The sequence below is a fragment of the Streptomyces sp. NPDC006739 genome (assembly GCF_042869815.1).
GTDB lineage: Bacteria > Actinomycetota > Actinomycetes > Streptomycetales > Streptomycetaceae > Streptomyces.
This window is the reverse complement of record NZ_JBIAGM010000055.1, coordinates 1-20,965: the sequence shown is the minus strand read 5'-3', so window position 1 is coordinate 20,965 and position 20,965 is coordinate 1. Positions and strand designations below refer to the sequence as shown.

Genomic DNA, 20,965 nt, shown 5'->3' with positions numbered 1-20,965 from the left:
GGCGTCTCCTTGATCGGTGTCCCAGCCGCGAGCTTCTCCGTGGAGTAGTCAAGCCACAGCTCTCCGGTCACCCTGCCCCTCGCGCCCAGCTGGCGTCCTGCGGACACCGCCCACTCCCGGACGTGTGCCTCGTCGAGCAGCCCGTCCGGACCGAGCAGGTCGTCGCGCCCGGCTTGGTCGAGCCGGTAGGAGGCGGTCACCGGGTCTGGGACCCGTCCGCTGCCACCGATGACTATCCGCCGTTGCTGAGCCCAGGCTCGGACGGCATGCGTCTCGACCTTGGAGACGGCTGGTCGCCGACGCCGTCTGGCCTGTGCGGCCAGGCATCCGCAGCTACGGGTGTTTCCATAGGTCACTTGGGACTGGACAGCGGTGAAGATCTCGGGGTTTCGGCATGCGCACTGGTAGTCGCGGATGATCTCATCTGGGTTTTCCGGGTTCCGGTAGGGCTCGGAAACGGGTGACAGCAGGCTGCCTGTGTGCGGAGCCGTTGGTGAGAGGCGGCGCGGTGCCGGCGAGCTCGCCTTCTTTGGCTTTCGGCGCGCAGGACGCAGTTCGCCCCAGACCGCGGTGATGTAGGCATCGGCAACGGCCTGGTGCCGGGCCGTGCCGCCGTTGAGGTACGCCTCCAGGCCGGGCACTGCCCCGGGATAGCGTGCCGAGAGGGCCGAAGCCACCACGCTGGCCTGCTGATAGGCCAGGGCACGTTCAGGCACCGCCACGACCAGAGCGTTGGGGGCCACCATCTCCGGCAGATCGCCGATCCTCACGTGAATGAGCAGGTCCAGAAGCCCTGCTTCAATCAGTACCCGGCTCTTGTCGTTCTCGTACTGGCGGCGGTCCCTCTGTCTGGCCGAGTGGTGGAAGGCGCCGTCGTACTCAAGGCCCACGCGGACACCGTGAGGCAGACAGAAGACCGCATCGACCTCGACATCCTTGTAGCGCCACTGGGCCGGCTTGTACTCGGGCGGAACAGTGAGACGGTGCGAGGCGAAGTCGGGCACCCCGTCCGGCAACCGCGAATCCCTGCTCCTCGGCGACACAAGGTCGATGAGTCCCGCGAGTTCAGCAACCAGCCGGACCTGCTCCTTCGATATCCCAGACGTCGAGCACTGCCCGCAGCCCGTGCCCTGGACGCGGTTGAGAACGGTGGCCGCCCAGCCGTGGCCGTGACGGCACCGCCAAGGCAGGGTCGCGTACATGCCCTTGCTGTCCGCTTCAGCAGCCTGCTTCCGGGGGATGTTGTGCTGGCTCGTAGGCAGCCGCCGCGGATCAAGGTCCGGAGCATCCAACTCGTCGGCGATTTCCGGAAACCAGGTGAGCAGCGAGTTCGTGTCGTCGATCACATACCCCGCACACACCAGACAGCCGTCCCCCTGAAGGGCCCGCTCTTTGACCACCGCTTCGAAGGAGTGCTCAACTGGCTCCCACACTCCGGTACTTGGATCGGCGGCCCATGTTCGGCAGGTCCACGGCACGCTCTCGTGTGCAGCGTGGGTGATGTCGCTCGCTGGTCTCTGTCCTCGGTACTGGGCGGCCAGGGCCGGAAGGTCCGCGAGCCGGATCAAGCGGCGGCACTCGGGGCACCCCGCGCCTTTCTGGATACGGTCCTTGGGCCATGCCGGCCACGGTTCATGGTCGAGGCCAAGGGGGCATTGCCACAGGTGTGGGCTGACCTCACCGCGTCTTTGAGCTGTCGCCAAGACGTTCTCGGGTAGGACGAGGTTGTCTCGGTGCCACTGCGCTGCGACCTCCGGGATGTCTGCGACGGTGGTTTCTCCACGGCCACCGGTACGGCGGTCCCACCGCTCCTTGACCGTGACCTTGTGCCGGTTCCAGTAAGCGGTGACTTCGGCCTGTCGAGCCTGGGCCGCTGCGAGTTCCTTCTTGATCAGCTCACGGCGGGCCCTGTTGAAGTCGTTCCAGACGGAGCGCATCTGGCGAAGCATCCGTAACCGGTCCTCGCGCCCGCCGCTCCCGGTATCGAGGGGCACTGGCCGAGGTGGCCAGGCTGCGAGTGCTGCCGCGTCACTCCGGGATGCGCCTGAGCCTTGAGATGTGATCACGGCGTGAGGATACGAGCGAGGTCTGACAGAGCGGCCCCAATGCCCAGATCATCCGGCTTTGACCGAGTGGGACTCCTCGGACAATATTTTTGTATCGTCCGAGGAGTCCTGCTGTCGGGCGCAACCCTGCTGGTCACAGCGTTTTTGGTAAATCGCGCTTCAGACGGCAAACGTCGCGCTGCACGCGCACGATGAAATTCGACCCGGATTCGACCCGGCCGCCGATTTTCGCCACATTGCAGCCCTCTGACCTGGGAAAATACCGGGCGGGAACGATACTCGGATGTTACGCCGGGTATTCCTGGAGCACCTTTCTGACCTGCGGGTTTCCGGGATCGGACCGGCTGTGACCTGCAAGGACGGGTTGCAGAGGCGATCGGAGGCAGTCAGAGGAAACCGCTCTGATTCGACCCCGATTCGACCCGGGGCGCTCAGAGCCAGTCAGAGGCAATCCCTCTGATCCTGGCTCTCTGAGCAGCCGGGTCCGATCAGAGGCAATCAGACGCAGTCACTCTGCCAGCCGACCGTGTCGGGCGGAAAGTCGGCCAGAGGCAATCGCGCTCTGTGCCGGCCCCTTCCGAACCGGTCGGGCCTCAGTCGCTCGGGTGTGAACTCAGAGGCCCTGTCTCTGATTGAACCCCGATCGGCTGTGACCTGCCAGGGCATTCGAGCCGGAATTCGGCTCGGGCCGCTCACAGGCAGTCAGAGGCCCTCCGATCGACCGTGGTCGAGCTGTGATGGGGACGCCTGCCTCCATTGGAGCCAGGCATACGAAAGCCCCCAGGACGGCAATCCTGGAGGCTTCGCTGGCACCGATTGGAGGTCGGTTCCGGACACCACCCGTGGTTTTAGCGGGCCTTGGTGGCGTCCATGTCTTTGCGAGACGACCCCCAGAATGCCATACGACGCACCCACTCCGCACTACTCGCAGCAGGCTTCATCCCAACCAGAGGCAGCCACAGGCACCCAAACCCAGCGGCAGGGGCTCGCCCAGCTCCCGCGCACTGCGGCTGATCTGGTTCTTCTCGGAGACCTCACCGGTCGTTACGCGGCCGGCAGTTACAGCAAGCTCGATCGCGGCGGACGGGTCGTTCATCGCGAGGGTCGACAGGGCATGGCCGAGCACGGCCACCGGATTACCGCGGCCATCGCCTGCCACGTTGCCCGCGCCGGGGGCACGGTCGACCAGCTCGCAGGTCTGCTCATGCATCCGGACCACGAGGGCGGCAGGCACACGCAGAACATCGCACTGCGTTCCGGGCAGGCCCGAGCCCTGGCCTACCTCCATCGGGTCTGGAGCAGCGCCTGTGCAACCGTCGGCAACACAAAGGAGGTTGATTCTCGCCAGGACTCCTACGAGGACCTCGCCGCCCTTCGCGACCGTATCGAGGTCACCCCATGGCGTGGGGAGCGCGGACGTACGGCTCTGCGAGTGCTACGGGCGCATCTCAACTTCGCAGAAGCCGCTGGCGGCCGTCTGCACGCCGCGAGCGAGCGCCAGACCGCAGAGGAGGCCGGAATCTCCCGGCAGACGCTGCGCAAGGCGTACGAGACCGTCCTGAAGCCCGGCGGGTGGCTCCGCCGGCTGCGGGTCGGACGCGGCAAGGAGGGCTCTTCCTGGTACCTCGGGAACGGTCCGGGGAGCGTCACAGAGAAGCGGCTTTCTCGCTCACAGACCACTCAGTTCCCCCCCGCCCCAGCGCTTGAGGAGTGGTCCACCTCCGAGACAGCTCTTTCGGCCGACATCGACTCCACCATCGTCAGCCACCTGATGTCCCACGATGCCTTCGCTCACCACGCGCTGGGCAGCTCGGCCCTCATGATCATCGGGGCCTTGCACGTGCGCTCGGCCCAGACAGTCGGCGAACTTGTCATCACCTCGTCCGTCTCCCGCGCCACCGTCTACCGGACCCTCCAGCGCCTCGCGACTCATGACCTGGTCCAGCACGTCGGTGAGATCTGGACCCTGACCCCACGTGCCTTGGATGACTTCGGTAACAGCCCTCAGGAGGCTGTTACCGACCCAGAAGTCACGGCGTCACGCGGGTGGGACGTGATCGCTCGCCGATGCGGAACCACAGGCATCGCCGCGCGTCGAAGGGCGCTCCATGCCGCGGAACGCCTCGCCTATCGAGCGGTGTTGGAGCAGCTCGCAGAGCATCGCAGCAGGGCCGTGGTGATCGTCCGCGACGGCCGCCAGGTCCTCGTCCCGTCGCCCCGCCCCGACGAGATCCCCTCCGCCTGGCGCGCACCAGACGGACACGTCGTCGATCCGTCGACTGGTTGCGCAGCTCCCGACTGGCGGATCGCCACAGATGGACGGCTGATCCTCATCACCGCGGCTGACCAGCGCAGTTACGACGAGCTGTCAGCCGCCCATGCCGAAGCACTCAGTGAATGGGAGTCCGCAGCATGACCTCACACGCCCAGAACACGCCTCCCGAGAGCGAACCGCCAAGCCCGCAAGCCTTGCGCGCGCTGTACGAGTCCGGCGCCACGGTTGACGAACTCGTAGCCGATAGCGGGCTGTCGTATGGCACGGTTCTCAACCGGCTGCACGATGCCGGGACCGTGATGCGCACGTCGTGGCAGACCCGGCGGATGCGCCAAGACCCTAAGGCGCGCCAGCGGCTCGCGACCCGTCTGCGCGCTCTCTACGAGAAGAACGGCGCCACCCTCACTGAACTCGCTGCAGTGGCGGGAGAGACGAGGACCGTTGCCCGACGCTTGCTGATCGAGGCCGGCGGCACCGTGCGCACCACGCGGCAGACGGTGCTGCTGCGCTCCGCAGCGCGAGCGGCCGAGCGGCAGAAACTCGCGCTGTCTCTCCGAGCGCGGTACGAGGGCGGGGCCACGGTCCCTGAGCTTGCCGAGGAATGCAACTTCTCCACTGCCACGGTCTACCGGCTCCTGCATCAGGCCAACACACCCATGCGCCCCCAGCACCGTCACGGTCCCGCGGATCAGATGAGGAAACGGCCATGAGCGCGCCGGCCCTGCCAGATGTCGCCCGCAGCATCTCTTGGCCCATGAGCTCGCCCATCCGCCAATCCAGGTCCAGGTGCGCGTCGAGGGCGCCCCCTCATCTCGCTGAGCCAACTTCGAGTTCGAGTCGCTGTCGTCGAGGACTCGCGCCAAGTCAACGCACCCTTCCAGTTTCAGGAGATCAAGCACACGTGAACAAGAACACCCGCCACAAGACCCTGGCCGCGGCCACAGAACACGTCTGGGACGCGTTCGTGATCGTCGTCGGCATGCTCAAGGGCGGCACAGGCAAGACCACCTCCGCCTGGTTCATCGCCCTCTACTACGCCGTCGTCCTCGGCCTGCCCACGTTGCTGCTGGACGCCGACGCCACCAGCCAGTCCGCCTACGACTGGTTCAAGGTCGCCCAGGCCGCCGGCTTCGAGATCCCGGCCAACCTGGTTGTCGAGCGGTACCCGTTCGACGACATCGCCGAGTACATCCGTGCCAAGCGCGCCGAGTTCGGCGCGATCGTGGTCGACGCCGGCGGCGGCAGCGCCCGCATCTTCCACGAGGCTGTTACCGAGGCGAACCTGCTGCTCGTCCCGGTCGCCCCCACCAAGATCGAGCGCCGCAAGCTCGTGGCCACCTTCGACGAGGCCGAGCGCGCCGCCGCCCGCAACGAACACGGCGTCACCGCCCACGTCGTCATGGTCAAGGCCGACGACCGCACCAGCCTGCCCGGCCGGGCAAAGGACCAACTGCTCGACCCCGCCCAGGGCGAGGGCATCGGCCCGGACCGCGACGAGGCGTTCCCGCTCGCCGAGACCACCATCCACTCCTGGGTGCACTACATGGAGGCCTTCGGCGAGGTCCCGACCGAGCTGAGCGAGTACGCCAAGCTGATGAAGGAGCTGACCGCAGCGTGAGCGAGCAGAACGAAAGGATCAGGCCTCCGGCCCGACGCACGGGCGGCCGTGCCCTGGGCGGAGCCAGGAAGACGACCCCTCCGCCCCCTCCTCCAACCGCCGAGCTCACCCCCGAGCAGTTCGCTGCTGAGGAAGCCGCCGCCCAGGGCGAAAGCCAGCCCCCGCCCAGCACGCCCCAGACTCCGTCCGCTCCGTCCAGCCCTCCTGTCGAGATGTCGGCGCAGGACGGGACCGAGACGGTGCCCGAGATGGCGCAGGGCGCCGTCGTGGTGACGGCCGCTACAGCGCCAAGCGACTCTGGGCAGGAACCTGCTCCCAGTCGGCCGGCCCAGGCAGTCGTTGCCCCCGAGGCAGGGACGGAATCCGCAGGTGAGACGGCGGAGCGACAGGTGCCGCCTGCGGCTCCGGCTACCGAGCCCGCAGCACCTGCGGTCCAGCCCGCCCAGCAGGCCCAGCCCCTGGAGCCCGCCTCGTCCCACGTCACGACCGCGCCTTCTTCTACGGGCCCGTCCGCCGAGGTTGCCGTACGCCCTGCCGTGCCTCCGATGGCAGGCGGTACGGCATTCCCGGTGAGGACTGACAGCCCGGGACCCCACCAGGAACAGGACGCGCGAGACCATGACGCGCCCAGCCAGGGAACGCCCTATGCCCACGGCCCTGGCCGGCCCAAGGACATCCCCGAGGCTGCCGTCGTTCTCAACCAGCGCATCATCGCGCGCGAGAGCCTCGACTCGTCGGTCCCCGCCGCGCTGAAGCTGAAGAAGCGGCTCAAGCGCTTCGCGCTGGACAACGAACTCGACCATCTGCCCATCGGCGACATCGTCTCGGTCGCCCTGGACGAGTGGCTCAGCGCCCGCGGCTTCTGACGCGGCGTACATCTCGCCGGGTGTCCGCGAACGGTCAACTCGTTCGCGGACGCCCGTCCCACCGACTATTCCACTAGTCGACTAGGCGGCTAGCTAGTCGACTAGTGGTCCGGACCGGAGCACCGTATGCCCGACCTCTCGCACCACGCCCGCCAGTTGCGCGAATTGGCTGACGCTCTTGATGCGCAATCCGAACTCACCGAGGACCCGTTGGCCCCACATCCCGACACTTTGGAGGTCGTTGATGCCCGTCATACCAGTCGCGGGCAAATCAACTACGCCGTCCCGGACGCTCTTCAACTCCAGCGGCGCATCCGCCGTTATCACGCGGATCACGGCATGCAGCACGGTGACATTGTTGCGATAGCGCTCGACGTATTCCTTCGCGCCAAGGGATATCCGCCTGACCTCTCCTCGGTCAAGGAAGATCCCTCATGAGCAGAACATCCGATCAACTCCTGTTGGAGGATGCCGGTCTTTGGCGCCATCTCGTTGAAAGTCGGGCTGACCAGCTCTCGCTCCTTGGGGAGCCGATGCAGATTCGGCTCCCTGCGGATCTTTGGCGTAACTGGTTGACTGACGAGGATGTTGTCGTCAGGTTCGAGGCCAAGCGTTATGTCAGGTCGGCGAGCCAATGTACTCCGTGGTTGGGGGCAGTCTCTTCAACCGGCCATGGTTCCTTCCGGGCCGCAAGCCTTCCTGGGCCGTCCCGGCGCGGAACGGTGCCAGCGCACCTGTTTGCCTACCAGCTCGCGCACGGAGTGATAGACCGACCTGGCTGGACGGCTGCCGAAGATCCTGTCGTGTGTCACACATGCGACTTTCATGGCTGTACAAATCCAGCCCATCTTCGACTCGGTACGGCAGCCGAAAACCGTGCCGAGTGGTCATTACGCCGGGGCAACCCGCACGGCCCCCTGGCGGATACACGCGGGGCCGCCGGGCGTACACGCGCCATCGCTGAGGCTATTCGTGCCGGGCTTCGCGCGGGAGAGCCATCCGCAAAGATCGAGAGGCGCATCCAGGCGGCAGAGGAAGCAGGCCTCCCACTCACCCTCTGGTGACGCGCCCGGTGCCGGAGCGTCCGGTGCTGGCCTACATGGTCTGGTTCATGCTGTGGGCATGCTCTATCGCCAACGCAGCAGCCTCGGCCAGGGTCTCGGCGACAGGTAGGCCGCTCTGCCGGAGGATGTCGGAGTGCGTCAGTCCCCCGGCGTACGGCACCGCGTGCACGCGGTTGGCGATCGCGGCGCGGATGTCATCGAGGGCGTCGCCGATGACCACGATCGGACGGTCTCCGATGGTTTCTCGCAGCATCGCCACGTGCTTCGCAAGGGGCTGCTTCTTGCTCCTGGCGGACGGCCCCGTCCGTCCGTCGACCCGCAGGAACAGGGAGGCGATGCCCAGGTCGGAGATCTGCTGGGTCAGCCCGTTGTGGGCGCTCAGCGACAGTACGGAATGGCTGCACCCGCTGCGGATCAATCTTGCGAGCAGCTTCTCGGTTCCAGTCACGAGCTCGGCCGGCGGTCGTCGGGATTGGTAGGTCTCGAAGGCCACGCTCGCATTCACTCGCTCCCGATACGTCAGGGCCCGGCGGAGTATGGCAGCGCACAGAGTGGGGGCTGTTGTGGCGAAGTGGCGTCGGACCGTGTCGAGTTCGACCGGTTCGGCGCCCAGAGAGGCCAGGGCTGCATTCACCGCTCCGACTTGGTGCTGGACGTCGTCGGCGAGGGTGCCTCTCCATCCCCACACCAGGTGCGGCCGGTTGAAGGTCCGTGGCACGGGAAGCGCTTCCTCTCTTGATCAGATGAAGGGTACGGCGGTGTCTGCCGGAGTAGGAACAATTAGTGGTGCCAGGCCCTGTGAAAATCTGCTGTGAGGTCCCTGACAAGGCTGTAGTCCTTCTCAATGGCTTCGGAGTCGGCATGCGCGAGGACGACCTCCCAGGTCCCGCCCGGCGGGAGCGCTGCATTCTGGGAGATGAACGAGTTCGGATCCCTGTCGATGCATGCTGTTGTGGGCAGCCCGGCAAGGTCCTGCAGCATTGCCGACCGAGAGCCGTCGCGCTGTTGGGCGTCCACGTAGGTTCGCGTCACGCGGATGCGAGGGCTGATGCGGCTGTTACGGAGAGAGAAGAGGGGCCCGTCGAGGGTTGCGTCGATCGGGTCGCAGTCTGTGATCGCCCACACGGCTTCATCGGCACGTGATCGGTGGGTGACCGTGCTGGCGGACAACAGGACCGGTCCGCGCTCGGGCTCAAAAGCGAGATGGCATGACGCCGACCCCGATGCCACGCCGAGGGTGTCCAACGCGCGGCAGACGTACAGCGACAGCCGGCGGGCCAGGAGGCCGTGTCGGTGCAAAAGGTCGGTTCGATCGAGCAGCCCGGTTGAGCTGTGAAGGAGTGTCCAGATGCCGGTAACAGCGTGCTGAGGGCCGTCGGGGCCGAGTTGTGTGACGCTGTCGACGACGTACTGCCGCCCCTCCACCCGCTCCTCCAGGACGAGGGCGGCATTCCCGCTGTGGCGGTAGGCAGCCTCCTGGACCTGCGGCCACATAGCGGAAATCCCCTGCACAGTAAGGCAGGTGACCGGCCGTACAGGTACACCGAGTGCGGCGGGAGCCAGCCGATAGACCGGCAGCGTACGGCTGGCGACCCACTCAAGGGCTTCTGCGAGGCGGGCGGTGCGCACGCCGGCGGGCATGGTGTTCCCTGCCTGGGCCAGGGCTTCTGACTGGACACCCCGATCAGTCCGGAGAAGGGTAGAGCCTGGGATCCCACTGCCGGGGAGGCGGAGTTGCCAGGCGATGCGCTCGGCCAGCTCAACGCCGACTGGACTTGCGGCCATGACCGCTTCCACTCCTGCTGTCTTCAGCTTCCTGACGGTGCGCCGCAGGTCGCCGTCGTACTCAATGACGTCGATGTACGCCTCGTCTGCCGCAACGTCACGGTAGGCAGCGGGCCTCGCGCCGCGGCCCAGGGTGACCGCGACGGCATCGCGCCCCCGACGCGAGAGCGCGCCGGGGTAGCCGGAGCCGGCTTGTGGGGCGATGACGGCAACGCTCGCGGTCCCCGTCGCATAGGGAGCGCGCGCCCCAACTGCCAGGCGGGCGGTGGCCATCAAGCAGCCTCCTCGGGAGATGGGTACCTGGGCGGCGGGAACGGTCACTTTGTGCAGCTCGTGGTGTGGGCGGGGCTGGAGACGCGTACGGAGAGGTGGTCGGCGACCATGTCCCGTCGTTTGGCGCACTCGGCGGCCGTGGCGCCGGTGACGACCCAGTGCGCGATGCGGTCGTCGATGCTGGCGCGCGGCGCCGCGGTCACCTGGGTGCCAAGATCTCGTGTCCACACGAGCCGTTCCAGCCACAGCTGATCGCGCAGGGCACCGTGCACGTCGAGCTGTTCCATGTACCCGGTGCGCTCGGGGTACAGGAAGCCGATCGCGGCGGCCTCCGAGCGTGTCGGGGCCAGGTCGGGTGTCCCGCCGGCAGCGAGAACTGCCAGTGCCTGGGGCAGGTTGACGCCAGTGGCTCGCTCGACGAGAAGCGGGATGAGGTCCCCGGCAGGACGGCCGTTGACCTCGATCACCCGGGGACCGTCGGAGGTCAGCCGAAGCTCGATGTGCAGGACGCCTCTGCTGAGCCCGAGGGCCCGCACGGCAGCGGTCACAACGCTGGCGAGGGCGCTGTCGTGCAGCAGCGGGTCCGCGGCGTCGACGCTGTGTGCCACCTCCTGGAACTGCGGTTCGGGGCCGAGGGTTTTCCGGGTGATGGCCACGATCCGTATCTGGTCGGGGGCGAGGACAACGGTCTCCACGCTGATCTCGGGTCCCTGGAGGTACTCCTCAACGAGGGCTCCGGTCACAGACCAGGCCTCCAGTCCCAGCACGCTGTCCACCAGGGCACGGTGGAAGGCCGCGCGCACCTCGTCGTCGGTGTCGGCCCGCAGGACTCCTGCACTTCCCGCCCGGCCGCGCGGCTTGACGACGACGGGATAGCCCAGTCGACGGGCGACCTTCACTCCGTGCTCGGCATCCTGCGCAAGGTACGAACTCGCCGAAGGGACGCCGTGCTCGGCCAGGAGGCGCCGGGTGGTGGCCTTGTCACGGCAGGCTGCGGCAGCCGTCGGCGAGTTGCCCGGCAGGCCGAGCTGGTGCGTGATCCGTGCCGTGAGCTCGACGAAGTGCTCCATATAGGTGGTTACGCCCGCTGCGCCGAGCTGGTCCGCGACCTTGATCAGGGATACTTCTGCTGCTTCGGGGTCGTGCAGGTCGACAGCCGTCTGGGAGGCGAGATAGGGGCTGGCCCACTTGGGCGGATCCTGGTCGACGAGCACCACGGGCCGGACGCGGGCGATCTGCCGCAGGACGTACTCCCGAAATTCGGGTGCTCCGGCACCCAGCAGGAGGATCGGACGGGAATCTGCGGAATGGTGGTGGCTCATGCTGTGTCTCCCGTGTTGTATAGGGGCAAAGCGGTGGTGAGCTGCAGGGCGCCGCAGGCGCTCACGCTGCCGCTCCAGGCGACGCGTGGTGTGAAGTCGTCGAGCAGTTCATGACGAACCGGCATTGGCTAGGGCCGACGCGAGGCGGCATCCGTCCGGGCGGCGGCCAGTGGAAGCGAAGGCTGTGCGAGCGCGAGGCCGTAGAGCCGCTCGGCGGTCCACCATCGCGTCACCTCCAGTCCCCACAGCGCCAGTTCGCGACGCAGGACCGGCTCACGGAACTTGGCCGATACTTCTGTCCGCAGCTCCTCGCCGGCCGCGAAGTCGACCGTCAGGCTGAGCGCGGGAATCTTCACGGTCTGGTCCGTGCGCGACCGCAACCGCATCTCGATCCACTCGTTCGTCGCGTCCCACCGGACCACGTGCTCGAAAGCACCGAGATCGAAGTCGGCGCCCAGTTCACGGTTGAGAACACTGAGTACGTTCTTGTTGAAGGCGGCCGTCACGCCGGTGGTGGTGTCGTCGTAGGCGGCGATGAGGGAGCGCTCGTCCTTGACCAGGTCGGTGCCGAGCAGGAGGGCATCGCCGGGCGAGAGCAAGGAGCGTATGGAGGACAGCAGGGTGGCGCGTTCGCGGGGCAGGAAGTTGCCGATCGTGCTTCCCAGGAACGCCAGAAGCCGCGGCCCGGGCGTGCCTGGCAGCGCCAAGCCGGTGGTGAAGTCGGCAATGAGAGCATGGACGTTCAGGCCCGGGCGTTGCTCCGTGAGGGCGTGTCCGGCCTGAGTGAGGGCGCTCTCGCTGACGTCCACCGGTACGTAGGTGTCCAGGTCCGGCAAGGCGTCCAGCAGGTAGCGGGTCTTCTCGGACGAGCCGGAGCCCAGTTCGATCAGGGTGCGGGCGCCGGTCACGGCGGCGATGTCGGTGGAGCGGGCGATCAGCAATTCGCGCTCGGCGCGCGCGGGGTAGTAGTCGGGCAGTTCGGTGATCTTCTCGAACAGTTCGCTGCCGTGTGAGTCGTAGAACCACTTGGGCGGCAGCGTTTTCGGGGTGCGGGTGAGGCCACGCAGGACGTCGGCGCGCAAGGCGGCGTCGGTGGACTCCTCGGGCAGGGTGCGGGTGATCAGGAACGGGCTCACAGGCGGGGCTCCTTCTTGGCTTCGGGGTCAGGCATGGCAGGGAGGGCGTGCGGACACGCCGGGGCGAGACGGCGTCGGGTTGTGGCGAGAATCAGCGCTGCGGCAGCTGCACCGGCCGGGAGGAGGGCCTGGGTGTGGGTGACGCCTGCGGCGGCCGTGCCGATCGCGCACCCGATATCCAGGAAGGCGACCAGCAGGGCGTGGGCCTCCGTGGTGTGCCCGGGCGGAGCGAAGGCGCTGGTCATGACGAAGCCAGCGCCGAGCAGGGGGGCCATGGCCAGCCCGGGGATCGCTGCCGCCGACAGCGCGGTCGTGGGGCTTCCTGCGACAGTCAGGGGGATCCAGCCGGCTGCGAAGACGACGGACAGGACGATCAGGTGGCTGGCGGTGCCGCCCCGCCAGGCTCGGGCCCCGTAGGCGAGGCCGCCGAGGACGGCGCCGCACGACACGGCCGCAGGCAGGCCTCCGGAGAGTTCGGGGGCATCGAAACGGTCGGCCGCGTCCACGGCAAGGGGGGTGAGAGCCCCGATAGTGACGCCGACACATGTCATCGCCGCATACAGCACCCGAAGACGCGCCGAGCGGATCGGGCCAAGCCAATCGGGCTGGGCAGACTGCGACTTGAAGCCGTGGTGTGCGCGGGAGACTGGGGTGCCCACGAACAGGACGGTGCCGAGGGCGCCGACGGCCGCGGTCGCCACGAGCGCCCAGGAAGCGGACGTGGTCGCGACGATCGTGGCCACCAACATCGGTCCGACGATGTAAATGAGCTCCTGAGTCCCGGAGTCCAGGGCCAGCGCTACCCGCTGGTGGCAGGGTGACGGCATCATCCCCCGCACGCCCCAGAACGTTCTGAGCGCTGCATCCAGCGGGGGCCGGGCTGCACCTGCGGCCGTCACGGCGGCGACCGCCCACCAGATCTCCGCTGGACCGGCGGCCAGGGCGAGGAAGGCAGTGCTGCTCAGGAGGGCACCCACGGGGAGTACGCGCCTTGGCCCGTAGTGGTCGACCAGGCGGGCGCTGAGTGGGCCGCCGATGGCGTTGGCCACCAGGTACACCGCGGCAAGAAGGCCGGCCGATGATCCCGCCCCGGCATCGTCGGCACTGAGGAGGACCGCCAGCGGGGCCATGCCGGTCGGCAGTCTTCCGATGAGCGACCCGCCCAGCAGCTGCGCCGCGCAGGGGACACGCAGCACGTCGCGGTAGCGGACCACGGGGAGCGGTCTCTCGCGGGACGCCCGCGCGCTGTCGAGCAGGGTCATGGCCGGAGCGCCGGGACGCATCCGTCGCTCCGGGCGATGGGCGCGGTGGCTGCGGGATGGAAGGCATGTTCCCATCCGGGGGTGTTCACCCAAGCGCTGTGGGCCAGGCACCGCAGCGCCCAGCCCATGGCGTCAGCCTCTGCAGTAGCGGGGTCCTGCTGACTGGCCGCGGCGAGTTCGCGTCTGTGGTGCCATTCGGTATAGAGATCGAGCAGGCCCGCCGCGAGCTTTCGCTCGGCGAGGCAGCCCGTCGCCTCCACGTCGGCGAGTCGCTGGGCAACGAAACGCGCGAAGCGCGTGTCGCGCTCGCGGGCCCATCCTTCGTCGTGGAGTGTGGCGGTGAACCGAAGGTTCGTCTGGGTGTATCCGCTGGCCCGGCTCGTCCGGTGCGGCGCGCTCATCGCGAGTCCACCATCTGGTACTCGACGCCGAGCACCTTCGGGTCACCGGCGGGTGTGAACTGTGCGAGGGCCTGTCCCTGGAGCTCGTCCAGGATGGCCACGCGTGGGGTCTTGTTGTAGACGGCCTGCTGCGCGCCTGGGGTGATCTTTACGTAGCCGGTGTAGATGTATCCGTCCTTGAGCTGCTCCATCCGGTTGTGCGCGGTGGGGAAGACCGCGAGTGCTCCGCCGGCTTGGAGTCGAAGGACGTAGATCTTCGGGTGGGTGGGCTGGGTGGCTTCCCAGTGCAGGGTGGCGTATTTGGCGTTCTTGTAGGTGGTGCGTTGGCGGTACGTATTGAGAGCGGTGCGGGTGGCTGCGGTGCTGGCGAGTTGGGCGCCGGTGTTCTTCCCGCCGGTCTCGTACAGGTCCTCGTAGGCGCGGCCTATCTGGTCGGGGGCGAGGGCGCCGACGCGGGCGGAGGGGCTGACGGCAGTCGCCAGGCCGTGGTTGCTGGTGTCGACGGCGGGGATCGGGCTCTTGGGGTCGGTGTAGACGGCGGCGACCATCTTGAAGTGGCGGTCGGCGGTCTTGTCGAAGACGAGGAGCGCCTGGTCCTTCGAGCCGCTGGCAGTGGCCTTGACGGCGAACCAGCTCTGACCCTGAGGGATGTAGTAGGAGCGGTCGCGGTAGGTGAAGGGCTTCGTGTAATACGCCTGGTCCTTCTTCGGCCAGGTCGGGAAGAGTCGGTAGTCGGCCTTGGACTGCTCGTAGAGCTGGCCGCCTTCCACCGTGCCGAGAAGTTCAGCGTTTTGGATCTTGTTTGCCTGTGCGTTGGTCTCTTCGTACCGGTCGAGGATTCTGGCGGCTTCGGTGCGCGTGACCGCTCCGGTGGGCGCGGGGCTCGGGGTCGTCGTGGGTGCATCAGCCTTGACGGGGTCCGAGCCGCACGCGGCGAGGGTGCCGGCCATGGTCACGCCGACGGCGAACACGGTCAGTTGGTGCAGGCGCCGGGATGCGGGCGTGTGTCGCATCGTGCGGTGTCCTCCTTCTGCAGCGGTGGGATGTGACGGCATGTGGGCCTGGCTCGGCTTGTGCGCGGCTGTACAGGGAGCCAGCCGTGTCGCCGGGGACCTGGGCCGTGGTGAGAGCACGGGTGATCGGCCAGCAGTTCTTGGCTGGCCTCGGAGGGGACGACGTGGGCCGGCGAGATGGCCGCCTGTCGCGAGCTCCGTCATGCGGACGCTCGCGACGGACGGTGTAGGAGCGTGGCCAACGGCAGGCAGAGGGCGGCGCCGAGCAGGCCGGTCATGAGGGTGGTCAGGGCGACGAGGTGGTGGCCGCCCAGTGCGAGAGCCCACCCGCCGAGGACGGGGGCGCACAAAACCGCAGCCGCCAGCGTTGTGCCCCAGATGCCCGCGTACACGCCGCGGCTCGACGGTGGCGCGAGCCTGTTGAGGACATCGGTGGCGGCGACGAACGCGGTGATCTCGCCCGGTACCGCCAGCACGGCGGCCACGCCGTACCCGGCGGTCGAGGAGGCCAGGCCGGCGGAACCCATCCCCGCGCCGAGGATGATCCCGCTCGTGCTGAGCAGGCCCACCATCGGGGTGGTGCGCCTGGCCCGGCGTGCAAGCCAGGGGTTGAGAAGGGGGGACAGTCCGATCACGGCTGCGGCGCTGGCGGCCTGGGTCCAGCCGTATGCCGTGGGCGGCAGACCGTCCTGGGCCATCATCATCGGGAGAATGGAGAAGAGAGCAGCGACGGGGATCAGGATCAGTAGGCTCGCCAGCCACAGCAGCCACAGCAGCGGGTCGGTGAAGGCTTGCCGGTGTGCTCCGCTGCCGAGGTAGTGCCCCGCGCTGGGCGGCGGGACAACCCGAAGCGCGACGACGGCGAATGCGGCGCACACCACCGCGTTGCACCAGAACAGCACCGAGATGCCGACCGGCTCCGCGAGGGCTCCTCCGACAAGCCCCGTGGTGGCGGCTCCGAGGTTGACTGCGAAGTGCCGCCAGCCGGTGATGCGTGCGCGCCCTGGTTCGTCCGGGACGGTGTCGGCGACGAGGGCGGACACGATCGGGCGGGGAGCGTCGTAGACAAGACCGGACAGAGCAGCCGCGACACCGAGGGCCAGCGGGGTGCGGGCCTCGGCGAGGAGAGGGAAACTCACAGCTGCCACCGCCATGGCGCTGACGAGGGTGGCCCGGCGACCGACCCGGTCGGCCAGCCATCCGCACAGCAGTTGCCCGGTGAACCAGCCGGCACCCCACAACGCCAGGACCGTGCTCACTACTGCTGTGTCCAGGTGCAGTTGATCCAGGCGATAGGGCAGGTACGGGTAGACGAAACCGGCGGCGCGCACGACGAACGTCGCGACGAGCAGCGCCCAGATGATCGGCGGCCACCGATTCGAGGCTGGGGCCGGGGGTGGCGTAGCCCGTGATTGCGAGGATGAGGCTGTGGCAGGCACCAAAACTCCAGGTAGCCGAAGAGCTGCGGCGCCTCTCGGCACCGGGGCGGGAAACCGGAAACGGGTCGGCTGGTCAGCCCCCTTCGGCGGATCCCCAACCCGCCTGAGAGCGAACTCCCGGTGAGGCGAGGCAGGTTGGCGCGAGGAGCGCCGACTCGCTCCGGTGCTCGGCTTCGGCCGCGAGTCCCACCGGCGACTGACCGCCGGGAGCCAGGCCTGACGGCCCGGAAGCCCCACGACTGCCGGACACCGCCGAGCCGAAGGTCACGGATCGCGTGGCCCCCCGCTCCGACGACTCTCGTTCTCGACGGCCAGGTGGCGTCGGCAAAGAGATGCCAAGTGGGTGGTGAAAGAGCTGGGGCCGCAACTGCCGGAGCAGCGCGAAGGCCTTCAAGCGAGTGGTGCGCCGGTGTCGCAGGATGTCCACGGATGTCTCCGTATGAAGAGGAAGCGATGCCGCACGGTGGCTGATGCCGGTCTTGCGTCGTCGGCCGTGATTCCGTCCGGCGAGCGCACGGGCGTCATGCACCGTGATGTCGGGGCCATGAGCCGGACAGCGGAGGGGGGGCCCCCCCCCCCGCGGGGGGGGCCCCCCCCGGGGGGGGGGGCCCCCCCGGGGGGGGGGGGCGCCCCCGGGGGGGGGGGCCCCCGGGCCCCCCGGTACCCGGGCGCCCCCGGGCGGGGCCCGGGGGTTTGTGGGGCGGGGGGGTTGGGGGGGCCGGGGGCCCCCGGGGGGGGGGGCGGGGGTGCGGGGGGGGGCGGGGGGGGCCCGGGGGGGGGGCCCCCCCGCCGCGGGGGGGGCCGCCCCTCTAGGGAGTCGAGGACCGTACGGGGGGTGGGATCCTCGACTGGTCTGTGCGGCCGACGGGCCAGCGGTACCGGGGCCGCAGGTGTGCGTGCCCCCGCCGACGGTGTCCATCGGACCGCCCCGGTCTGAGCAGGCGGCACCGCTGATCGGCTACGGACGCTTCGGATAGGCCGGGGGTGGCGAGACCTCGTAGGGGTTGACGCAGTAGTAGATTGCGTAACCGCGCACGCGCTTGCCGTCCGATCGGCGTGTCACGGTCCCTCGCGAGTACCAGGTCTTCTCCTTGACCTTGTAGGCGAACTGGTCGACTCGGACCTTGTCGCCCTTGTATCCGATGCCGACGACCACGCTGGTCTTGCTCGGGCTCTTGTGGAACTTCACGGCGCTGCACGACACCTTCATGGTCGCCGTGTCGTATGCCTGCGCTGCCGGCGCAGCGGCCAAGCCCCCACCGGCAAGCGCGAGGCCGAGTACCCCTGCCGCGATCCTGCGACGGTTCAGGACAATCAAGGCGGTCCCCTCACTGCTGCTCGGGCGGCATTCGTGGACGAGGACTCCTCGGAGCGTGCTTCAACGTCGCTCGCGCGCCTGGTGGCGGGCATACGGGCTCCCCGACACCCACATCCATAAACACCTGTAGATGACAGGCCTTGACCATAACCGCCAGCCCTCGACAGGTCGACCCCCTTTCATAAACACATGAAGATGCGAGGTGGCGGAAGTGACGCGAATCCAGTACCGGGAGACCAGACCACTCGGCAACCCGCACCCTTCGGTCACGCCCCAAGCGGGCAGCCCAAAAGCCCGGTATGTGCTAGATTCACATAAACACCTGTAGAGAAAATGGCAAGGTCGACCTGCGACTTCTCACCGCGTGAGAGGCTCACAGGAAGCAACGTCCACACCAGTGGACTAGACCAATTTACGAACGCAGAGCTGCACTGCGAGAGCGCTTGACGCGACCTGCCCGCGAAGTGATATTCACGTGCGTGGATCGCGACAGGGTTCGCGCATCTCCCGCATAATGATCAAGCCCCACAGGAGAGGAGGAGGGACCGACGATGCCCGGAACCGTCGGTGACGGCACCAACAAGCCGCCACGCACGCTCGCGGAGAAGCTGTCACGACTCCGCGAAGAACGTGCACCCGAAGGCGGCAAGGTGCCGTCCTGGGAGGCGCTGGCGAAGGAGATCACCGAGAAGACCGGGGTTGCGATCTCAAGCGCGTACCTCTGGGAGCTGGGGACAGGCAAGCCAGGAACGAACGTGAGCCTGAATCATCTGAAGGCCTTCTCCAAGTTCTTCGGCCGACGCGTCTCCTACTTCGCCGAGGACGAGGTGGCCTTCGAGGACGACGCGCAGGCGCAGCTGGCCCTCCTGGAGCAGTTGCGCCGGCTGGGTGTCAGGCACATCCGGCTGGAAAATGTGGAAGGGGACGCCAGCCCTGAGACAGTCACGGACCTTCTCGGTCGGCTGCAGACCCTCGACATTCTGCGTGATGCAGACGTCCGGGAGATCGCTCTGCAGGTGACCCGCCTGACGGCCGAGCAGCGTGTAGCCCTGGGCAACATCGCCCGTAGCCCTTCAGCGCTCGACGCGCTCCCCCGCACGGCTGGCCTTCTCGAAGCGGCTGCCGGACTCACGGACGAGCAAATCGCCTCGGTCACACGTGCGCTCGGCCAGGTGGACGTGCTCGAAGCACTCCAGGACGAGGGAGTGTCGCAGATCGCGAGCCAGTGCCTCGAATTGCTTCCATCGAGCAGGGAGGCCGTCCTGTCCATGATCGGGCAGCTTGGACGGCTGGAAGCCGGTAAGGCATAGGAGTTGGGCCGTTCCCGAAGGAACGGCCCCGCACTCCGTCTTCGAACTAGGCGGCACCGCCGTCACTGCGGTGTGGGCCCAACTGGAGGTATTCCGCGATCAGTTCACGCGGAAGCAGGGGCATCAACCGGCTTGCTGCGTCGAGTGTCTTCTCATCAGCTTCTTCCGCGGAGTCGGCATCCGGCTCCGGCCAGCGGCGAACCGCCTCAGCAGCTGCGGAGATCGGGTGGAACAGGATGGTCCCGTCCTCGGCTGCGAGCCACACCCCGCTCGGAGCGTCGCCCCCGCTCTCATCGTCGCGACGAGCGAGGCCGTCTCCCTGTTTCCCGTCATGACGGACCTCATTATTCCCGGAGAGGTCCGCGAATTCATGGGTGCCGTCCAGAGATTCCGCGCCTTGCGGATCCCTGTCCAGTACGCCGTTTCGATTTTCCCGCCGGCTCCCGCCCGGCACCGTCATCGCTATCGCCCCCGCGGTTTATTTTCACCTTCTGTGTATTGCGTGCCTTCGGCTCATCCCCCGTTAAGGACACGCGTTTCTTCTCCCTGTCTGTGCGGGGCGGAACCTTGCTCATCCCGGAGGACCAACTGTCCGTCCCAGCACACGATCCCAGGCACGGCAGCGCCGAGCGATCCGGCGCGCGGCGCCCCGGTCGATGCGGACGCTCGCCCTCCCCGCGTCTTGATTCCTACCCTTGCGAATATGACTACGTCAACGATGAAACACAGAGAGTCGCGCGGGGCGGCTCGCTTCTCACGTGGTGAGAAGCGAGCCCGTTGAACGCATCTCATGTGGTGAGAATTCGGTTTCATTTCTCACCCCGTGAGAAACGGAGTGCGATTGCCAGCACTCCGCAGAACCGTCAACTCCATGACATAGCCTGGCCTTAGGAGGCATACCCAGATCCACAACCGCAGGGAGAAGTGTGCGCGCCATTAGGATGGAACAGTTCGGCGGTCCCGAAGTGCTGCGGGTGGTCGAGGTCCCCGATCTTGAGCCGCGCGGCGCCCATCACCTCTTGCAGGTGAGTCGCGCAGGCGTGAACTACGCGGACATGCACGTACGGGGAAACAGCTATCTCGCTCCCGTGACATTGCCCTACATTCCCGGCAACGAAGTCGTCGGCACGACAGCGGACGGCAAGCGCTTTGTTGGCCTCACCCAGGGCGGCGGATACGCCGAGCAGGCTCACGTCCACCGCCGCACCTCGTGGGAGGTGCCTGATGACGTGACCGACGAGCAGGCAGTCGCACTGTGCCTCCAGGGCAATTCGGCCTACCACCTGCTCCACACCGTCGCTGCTGTCCGGGAGGGTCAGACCGTGGTGATCCCGGCCGCCGCGGGCGGCTTGGGGTCCATAGCCGTCCAACTGGCCAAGGGCATCGGCGCGAAGGTGATCGCCCTGGCGAGCACAAAGGAGAAGCGTCAGCTCGCAGAAGACCTCGGTGCCGACGCAGTCGTCGATTCCACCAGTGAGAACCTCACTGAGGAAATCAAGGAAGCAGCCGGCGGTCCGGTCCAGGTCGCGCTTGAGATGACCGGCGGACCGACCTTCCACTCGATCATCGCCGCCCTCGCCCCCAACGGGCGGCTGGCTGTGTACGGATACGCGTCGGGCCAGACCACCGAGGTGTCGACCAAGGTGCTGATGGAGCAGTCGATCACCGTCTCCGGCTTCTGGCTGCCGACTCTGTTCCGCGACCTGAAGGCCCTGCCCGCCAGGGTTGCGTCCAGGGAAGTGGTGTACGGGTTCGACCTGATCCGGGGGTTTGCTCCGGCATCGGGATGGTGCCCGCATAGATGAACGGCCACCGGC

19 protein-coding genes are annotated in these 20,965 nt (G+C 67.7%); 7 read left to right on the top strand and 12 right to left on the bottom strand.

The window, feature by feature from the left end; genetic code table 11:
- Positions 1 to 1,937 (bottom strand): zinc-ribbon domain-containing protein (locus ACFYMM_RS43050; RefSeq protein WP_388398017.1); only part of this gene is annotated, 1,937 nt, incomplete at its 3' end.
- Positions 1,938 to 3,003: 1,066 nt separating this feature from the next.
- Positions 3,004 to 3,276 carry a hypothetical protein gene (locus ACFYMM_RS43045; RefSeq protein ID WP_319647498.1) on the bottom strand — a complete coding sequence of 91 codons (273 nt, stop codon included), beginning with the start codon at positions 3,274 to 3,276 and terminating at the stop codon, positions 3,004 to 3,006.
- On the opposite strand from ACFYMM_RS43045, the gene ACFYMM_RS43040 reads away from it, so the two are divergent.
- The 5 genes from ACFYMM_RS43040 (at position 3,271) to ACFYMM_RS43020 (ending at position 7,263) form a co-directional block, all read left to right on the top strand.
- Positions 3,271 to 4,482, top strand: a complete 1,212-nt coding sequence (locus ACFYMM_RS43040) for a hypothetical protein (protein ID WP_319647499.1) — start codon at positions 3,271 to 3,273, stop codon at positions 4,480 to 4,482. The two genes, ACFYMM_RS43045 and ACFYMM_RS43040, sit on opposite strands and share 6 nt — an antisense overlap.
- The gene (locus ACFYMM_RS43035) at positions 4,479 to 5,051 is read left to right on the top strand and encodes a helix-turn-helix domain-containing protein (protein ID WP_334645863.1); all 573 of its coding nucleotides are present in this window, start codon (positions 4,479 to 4,481) and stop codon (positions 5,049 to 5,051) included. Before ACFYMM_RS43040 ends, ACFYMM_RS43035 begins: the two co-directional genes overlap by 4 nt.
- 191 nt (positions 5,052 to 5,242) lie before the next feature.
- A complete protein-coding gene (locus tag ACFYMM_RS43030; protein ID WP_388398013.1) occupies positions 5,243 to 5,959 on the top strand; it encodes a ParA family protein in 717 nt (238 codons plus the stop codon).
- Positions 5,960 to 6,528: 569 nt separating this feature from the next.
- Complete coding sequence (locus tag ACFYMM_RS43025; RefSeq protein ID WP_319647502.1) at positions 6,529 to 6,825, top strand: hypothetical protein; 297 nt, start codon at positions 6,529 to 6,531, stop codon at positions 6,823 to 6,825.
- Positions 6,826 to 6,951: 126 nt separating this feature from the next.
- Positions 6,952 to 7,263 (top strand): hypothetical protein, encoded by a 312-nt coding sequence (locus ACFYMM_RS43020; protein WP_319647503.1) that lies wholly within the window; start codon positions 6,952 to 6,954, stop codon positions 7,261 to 7,263.
- Between the two features lie 657 nt (positions 7,264 to 7,920).
- Here ACFYMM_RS43020 and ACFYMM_RS43015 read toward each other — a convergent pair.
- The 9 genes from ACFYMM_RS43015 to ACFYMM_RS42975 form a co-directional block, all read right to left on the bottom strand.
- The gene (locus ACFYMM_RS43015) at positions 7,921 to 8,577 is read right to left on the bottom strand and encodes an HAD hydrolase-like protein (RefSeq protein ID WP_334581387.1); all 657 of its coding nucleotides are present in this window, start codon (positions 8,575 to 8,577) and stop codon (positions 7,921 to 7,923) included.
- Between the two features lie 92 nt (positions 8,578 to 8,669).
- Positions 8,670 to 9,947 carry a hypothetical protein gene (locus ACFYMM_RS43010; protein ID WP_319648140.1) on the bottom strand — a complete coding sequence of 426 codons (1,278 nt, stop codon included), beginning with the start codon at positions 9,945 to 9,947 and terminating at the stop codon, positions 8,670 to 8,672.
- Positions 9,948 to 9,991: 44 nt separating this feature from the next.
- Positions 9,992 to 11,269: an ATP-grasp domain-containing protein gene (locus ACFYMM_RS43005; protein ID WP_319647506.1), complete on the bottom strand. Its 1,278-nt coding sequence runs from the start codon at positions 11,267 to 11,269 to the stop codon at positions 9,992 to 9,994.
- A 128-nt stretch (positions 11,270 to 11,397) separates the two neighbouring features.
- Positions 11,398 to 12,405: an L-histidine N(alpha)-methyltransferase gene (gene egtD / locus ACFYMM_RS43000; RefSeq protein WP_388398009.1), complete on the bottom strand. Its 1,008-nt coding sequence runs from the start codon at positions 12,403 to 12,405 to the stop codon at positions 11,398 to 11,400.
- Entirely contained in the window at positions 12,402 to 13,619 is a 1,218-nt protein-coding gene (locus ACFYMM_RS42995) for an MFS transporter (protein WP_319647508.1), read from the bottom strand. Before ACFYMM_RS42995 ends, egtD begins: the two co-directional genes overlap by 4 nt.
- Before the next feature lie 44 nt (positions 13,620 to 13,663).
- Positions 13,664 to 14,068 carry a hypothetical protein gene (locus ACFYMM_RS42990; protein WP_388398006.1) on the bottom strand — a complete coding sequence of 135 codons (405 nt, stop codon included), beginning with the start codon at positions 14,066 to 14,068 and terminating at the stop codon, positions 13,664 to 13,666.
- Positions 14,065 to 15,081: a hypothetical protein gene (locus ACFYMM_RS42985; RefSeq protein WP_388398004.1), complete on the bottom strand. Its 1,017-nt coding sequence runs from the start codon at positions 15,079 to 15,081 to the stop codon at positions 14,065 to 14,067. Before ACFYMM_RS42985 ends, ACFYMM_RS42990 begins: the two co-directional genes overlap by 4 nt.
- A gap of 200 nt (positions 15,082 to 15,281) precedes the next feature.
- Positions 15,282 to 16,412, bottom strand: a complete 1,131-nt coding sequence (locus tag ACFYMM_RS42980) for an MFS transporter (protein WP_319647511.1) — start codon at positions 16,410 to 16,412, stop codon at positions 15,282 to 15,284.
- Positions 16,413 to 17,478: 1,066 nt separating this feature from the next.
- On the bottom strand, positions 17,479 to 17,709 hold the full coding sequence (locus ACFYMM_RS42975) for a hypothetical protein (protein ID WP_319647512.1): 231 nt from the start codon (positions 17,707 to 17,709) through the stop codon (positions 17,479 to 17,481).
- Between the two features lie 680 nt (positions 17,710 to 18,389).
- Here ACFYMM_RS42975 and ACFYMM_RS42970 point away from each other — a divergent pair.
- Positions 18,390 to 19,148 carry a hypothetical protein gene (locus ACFYMM_RS42970; protein ID WP_319648142.1) on the top strand — a complete coding sequence of 253 codons (759 nt, stop codon included), beginning with the start codon at positions 18,390 to 18,392 and terminating at the stop codon, positions 19,146 to 19,148.
- A gap of 46 nt (positions 19,149 to 19,194) precedes the next feature.
- Here the strand turns inward: ACFYMM_RS42970 and ACFYMM_RS42965 are convergent, their stop codons facing one another.
- Positions 19,195 to 19,608: a hypothetical protein gene (locus ACFYMM_RS42965; protein WP_319647514.1), complete on the bottom strand. Its 414-nt coding sequence runs from the start codon at positions 19,606 to 19,608 to the stop codon at positions 19,195 to 19,197.
- 481 nt (positions 19,609 to 20,089) lie between these two features.
- On the opposite strand from ACFYMM_RS42965, the gene ACFYMM_RS42960 reads away from it, so the two are divergent.
- On the top strand, positions 20,090 to 20,953 hold the full coding sequence (locus tag ACFYMM_RS42960) for a zinc-binding alcohol dehydrogenase family protein (RefSeq protein ID WP_388398000.1): 864 nt from the start codon (positions 20,090 to 20,092) through the stop codon (positions 20,951 to 20,953).
- The last annotated feature ends 12 nt before the right edge of the window (positions 20,954 to 20,965 follow it).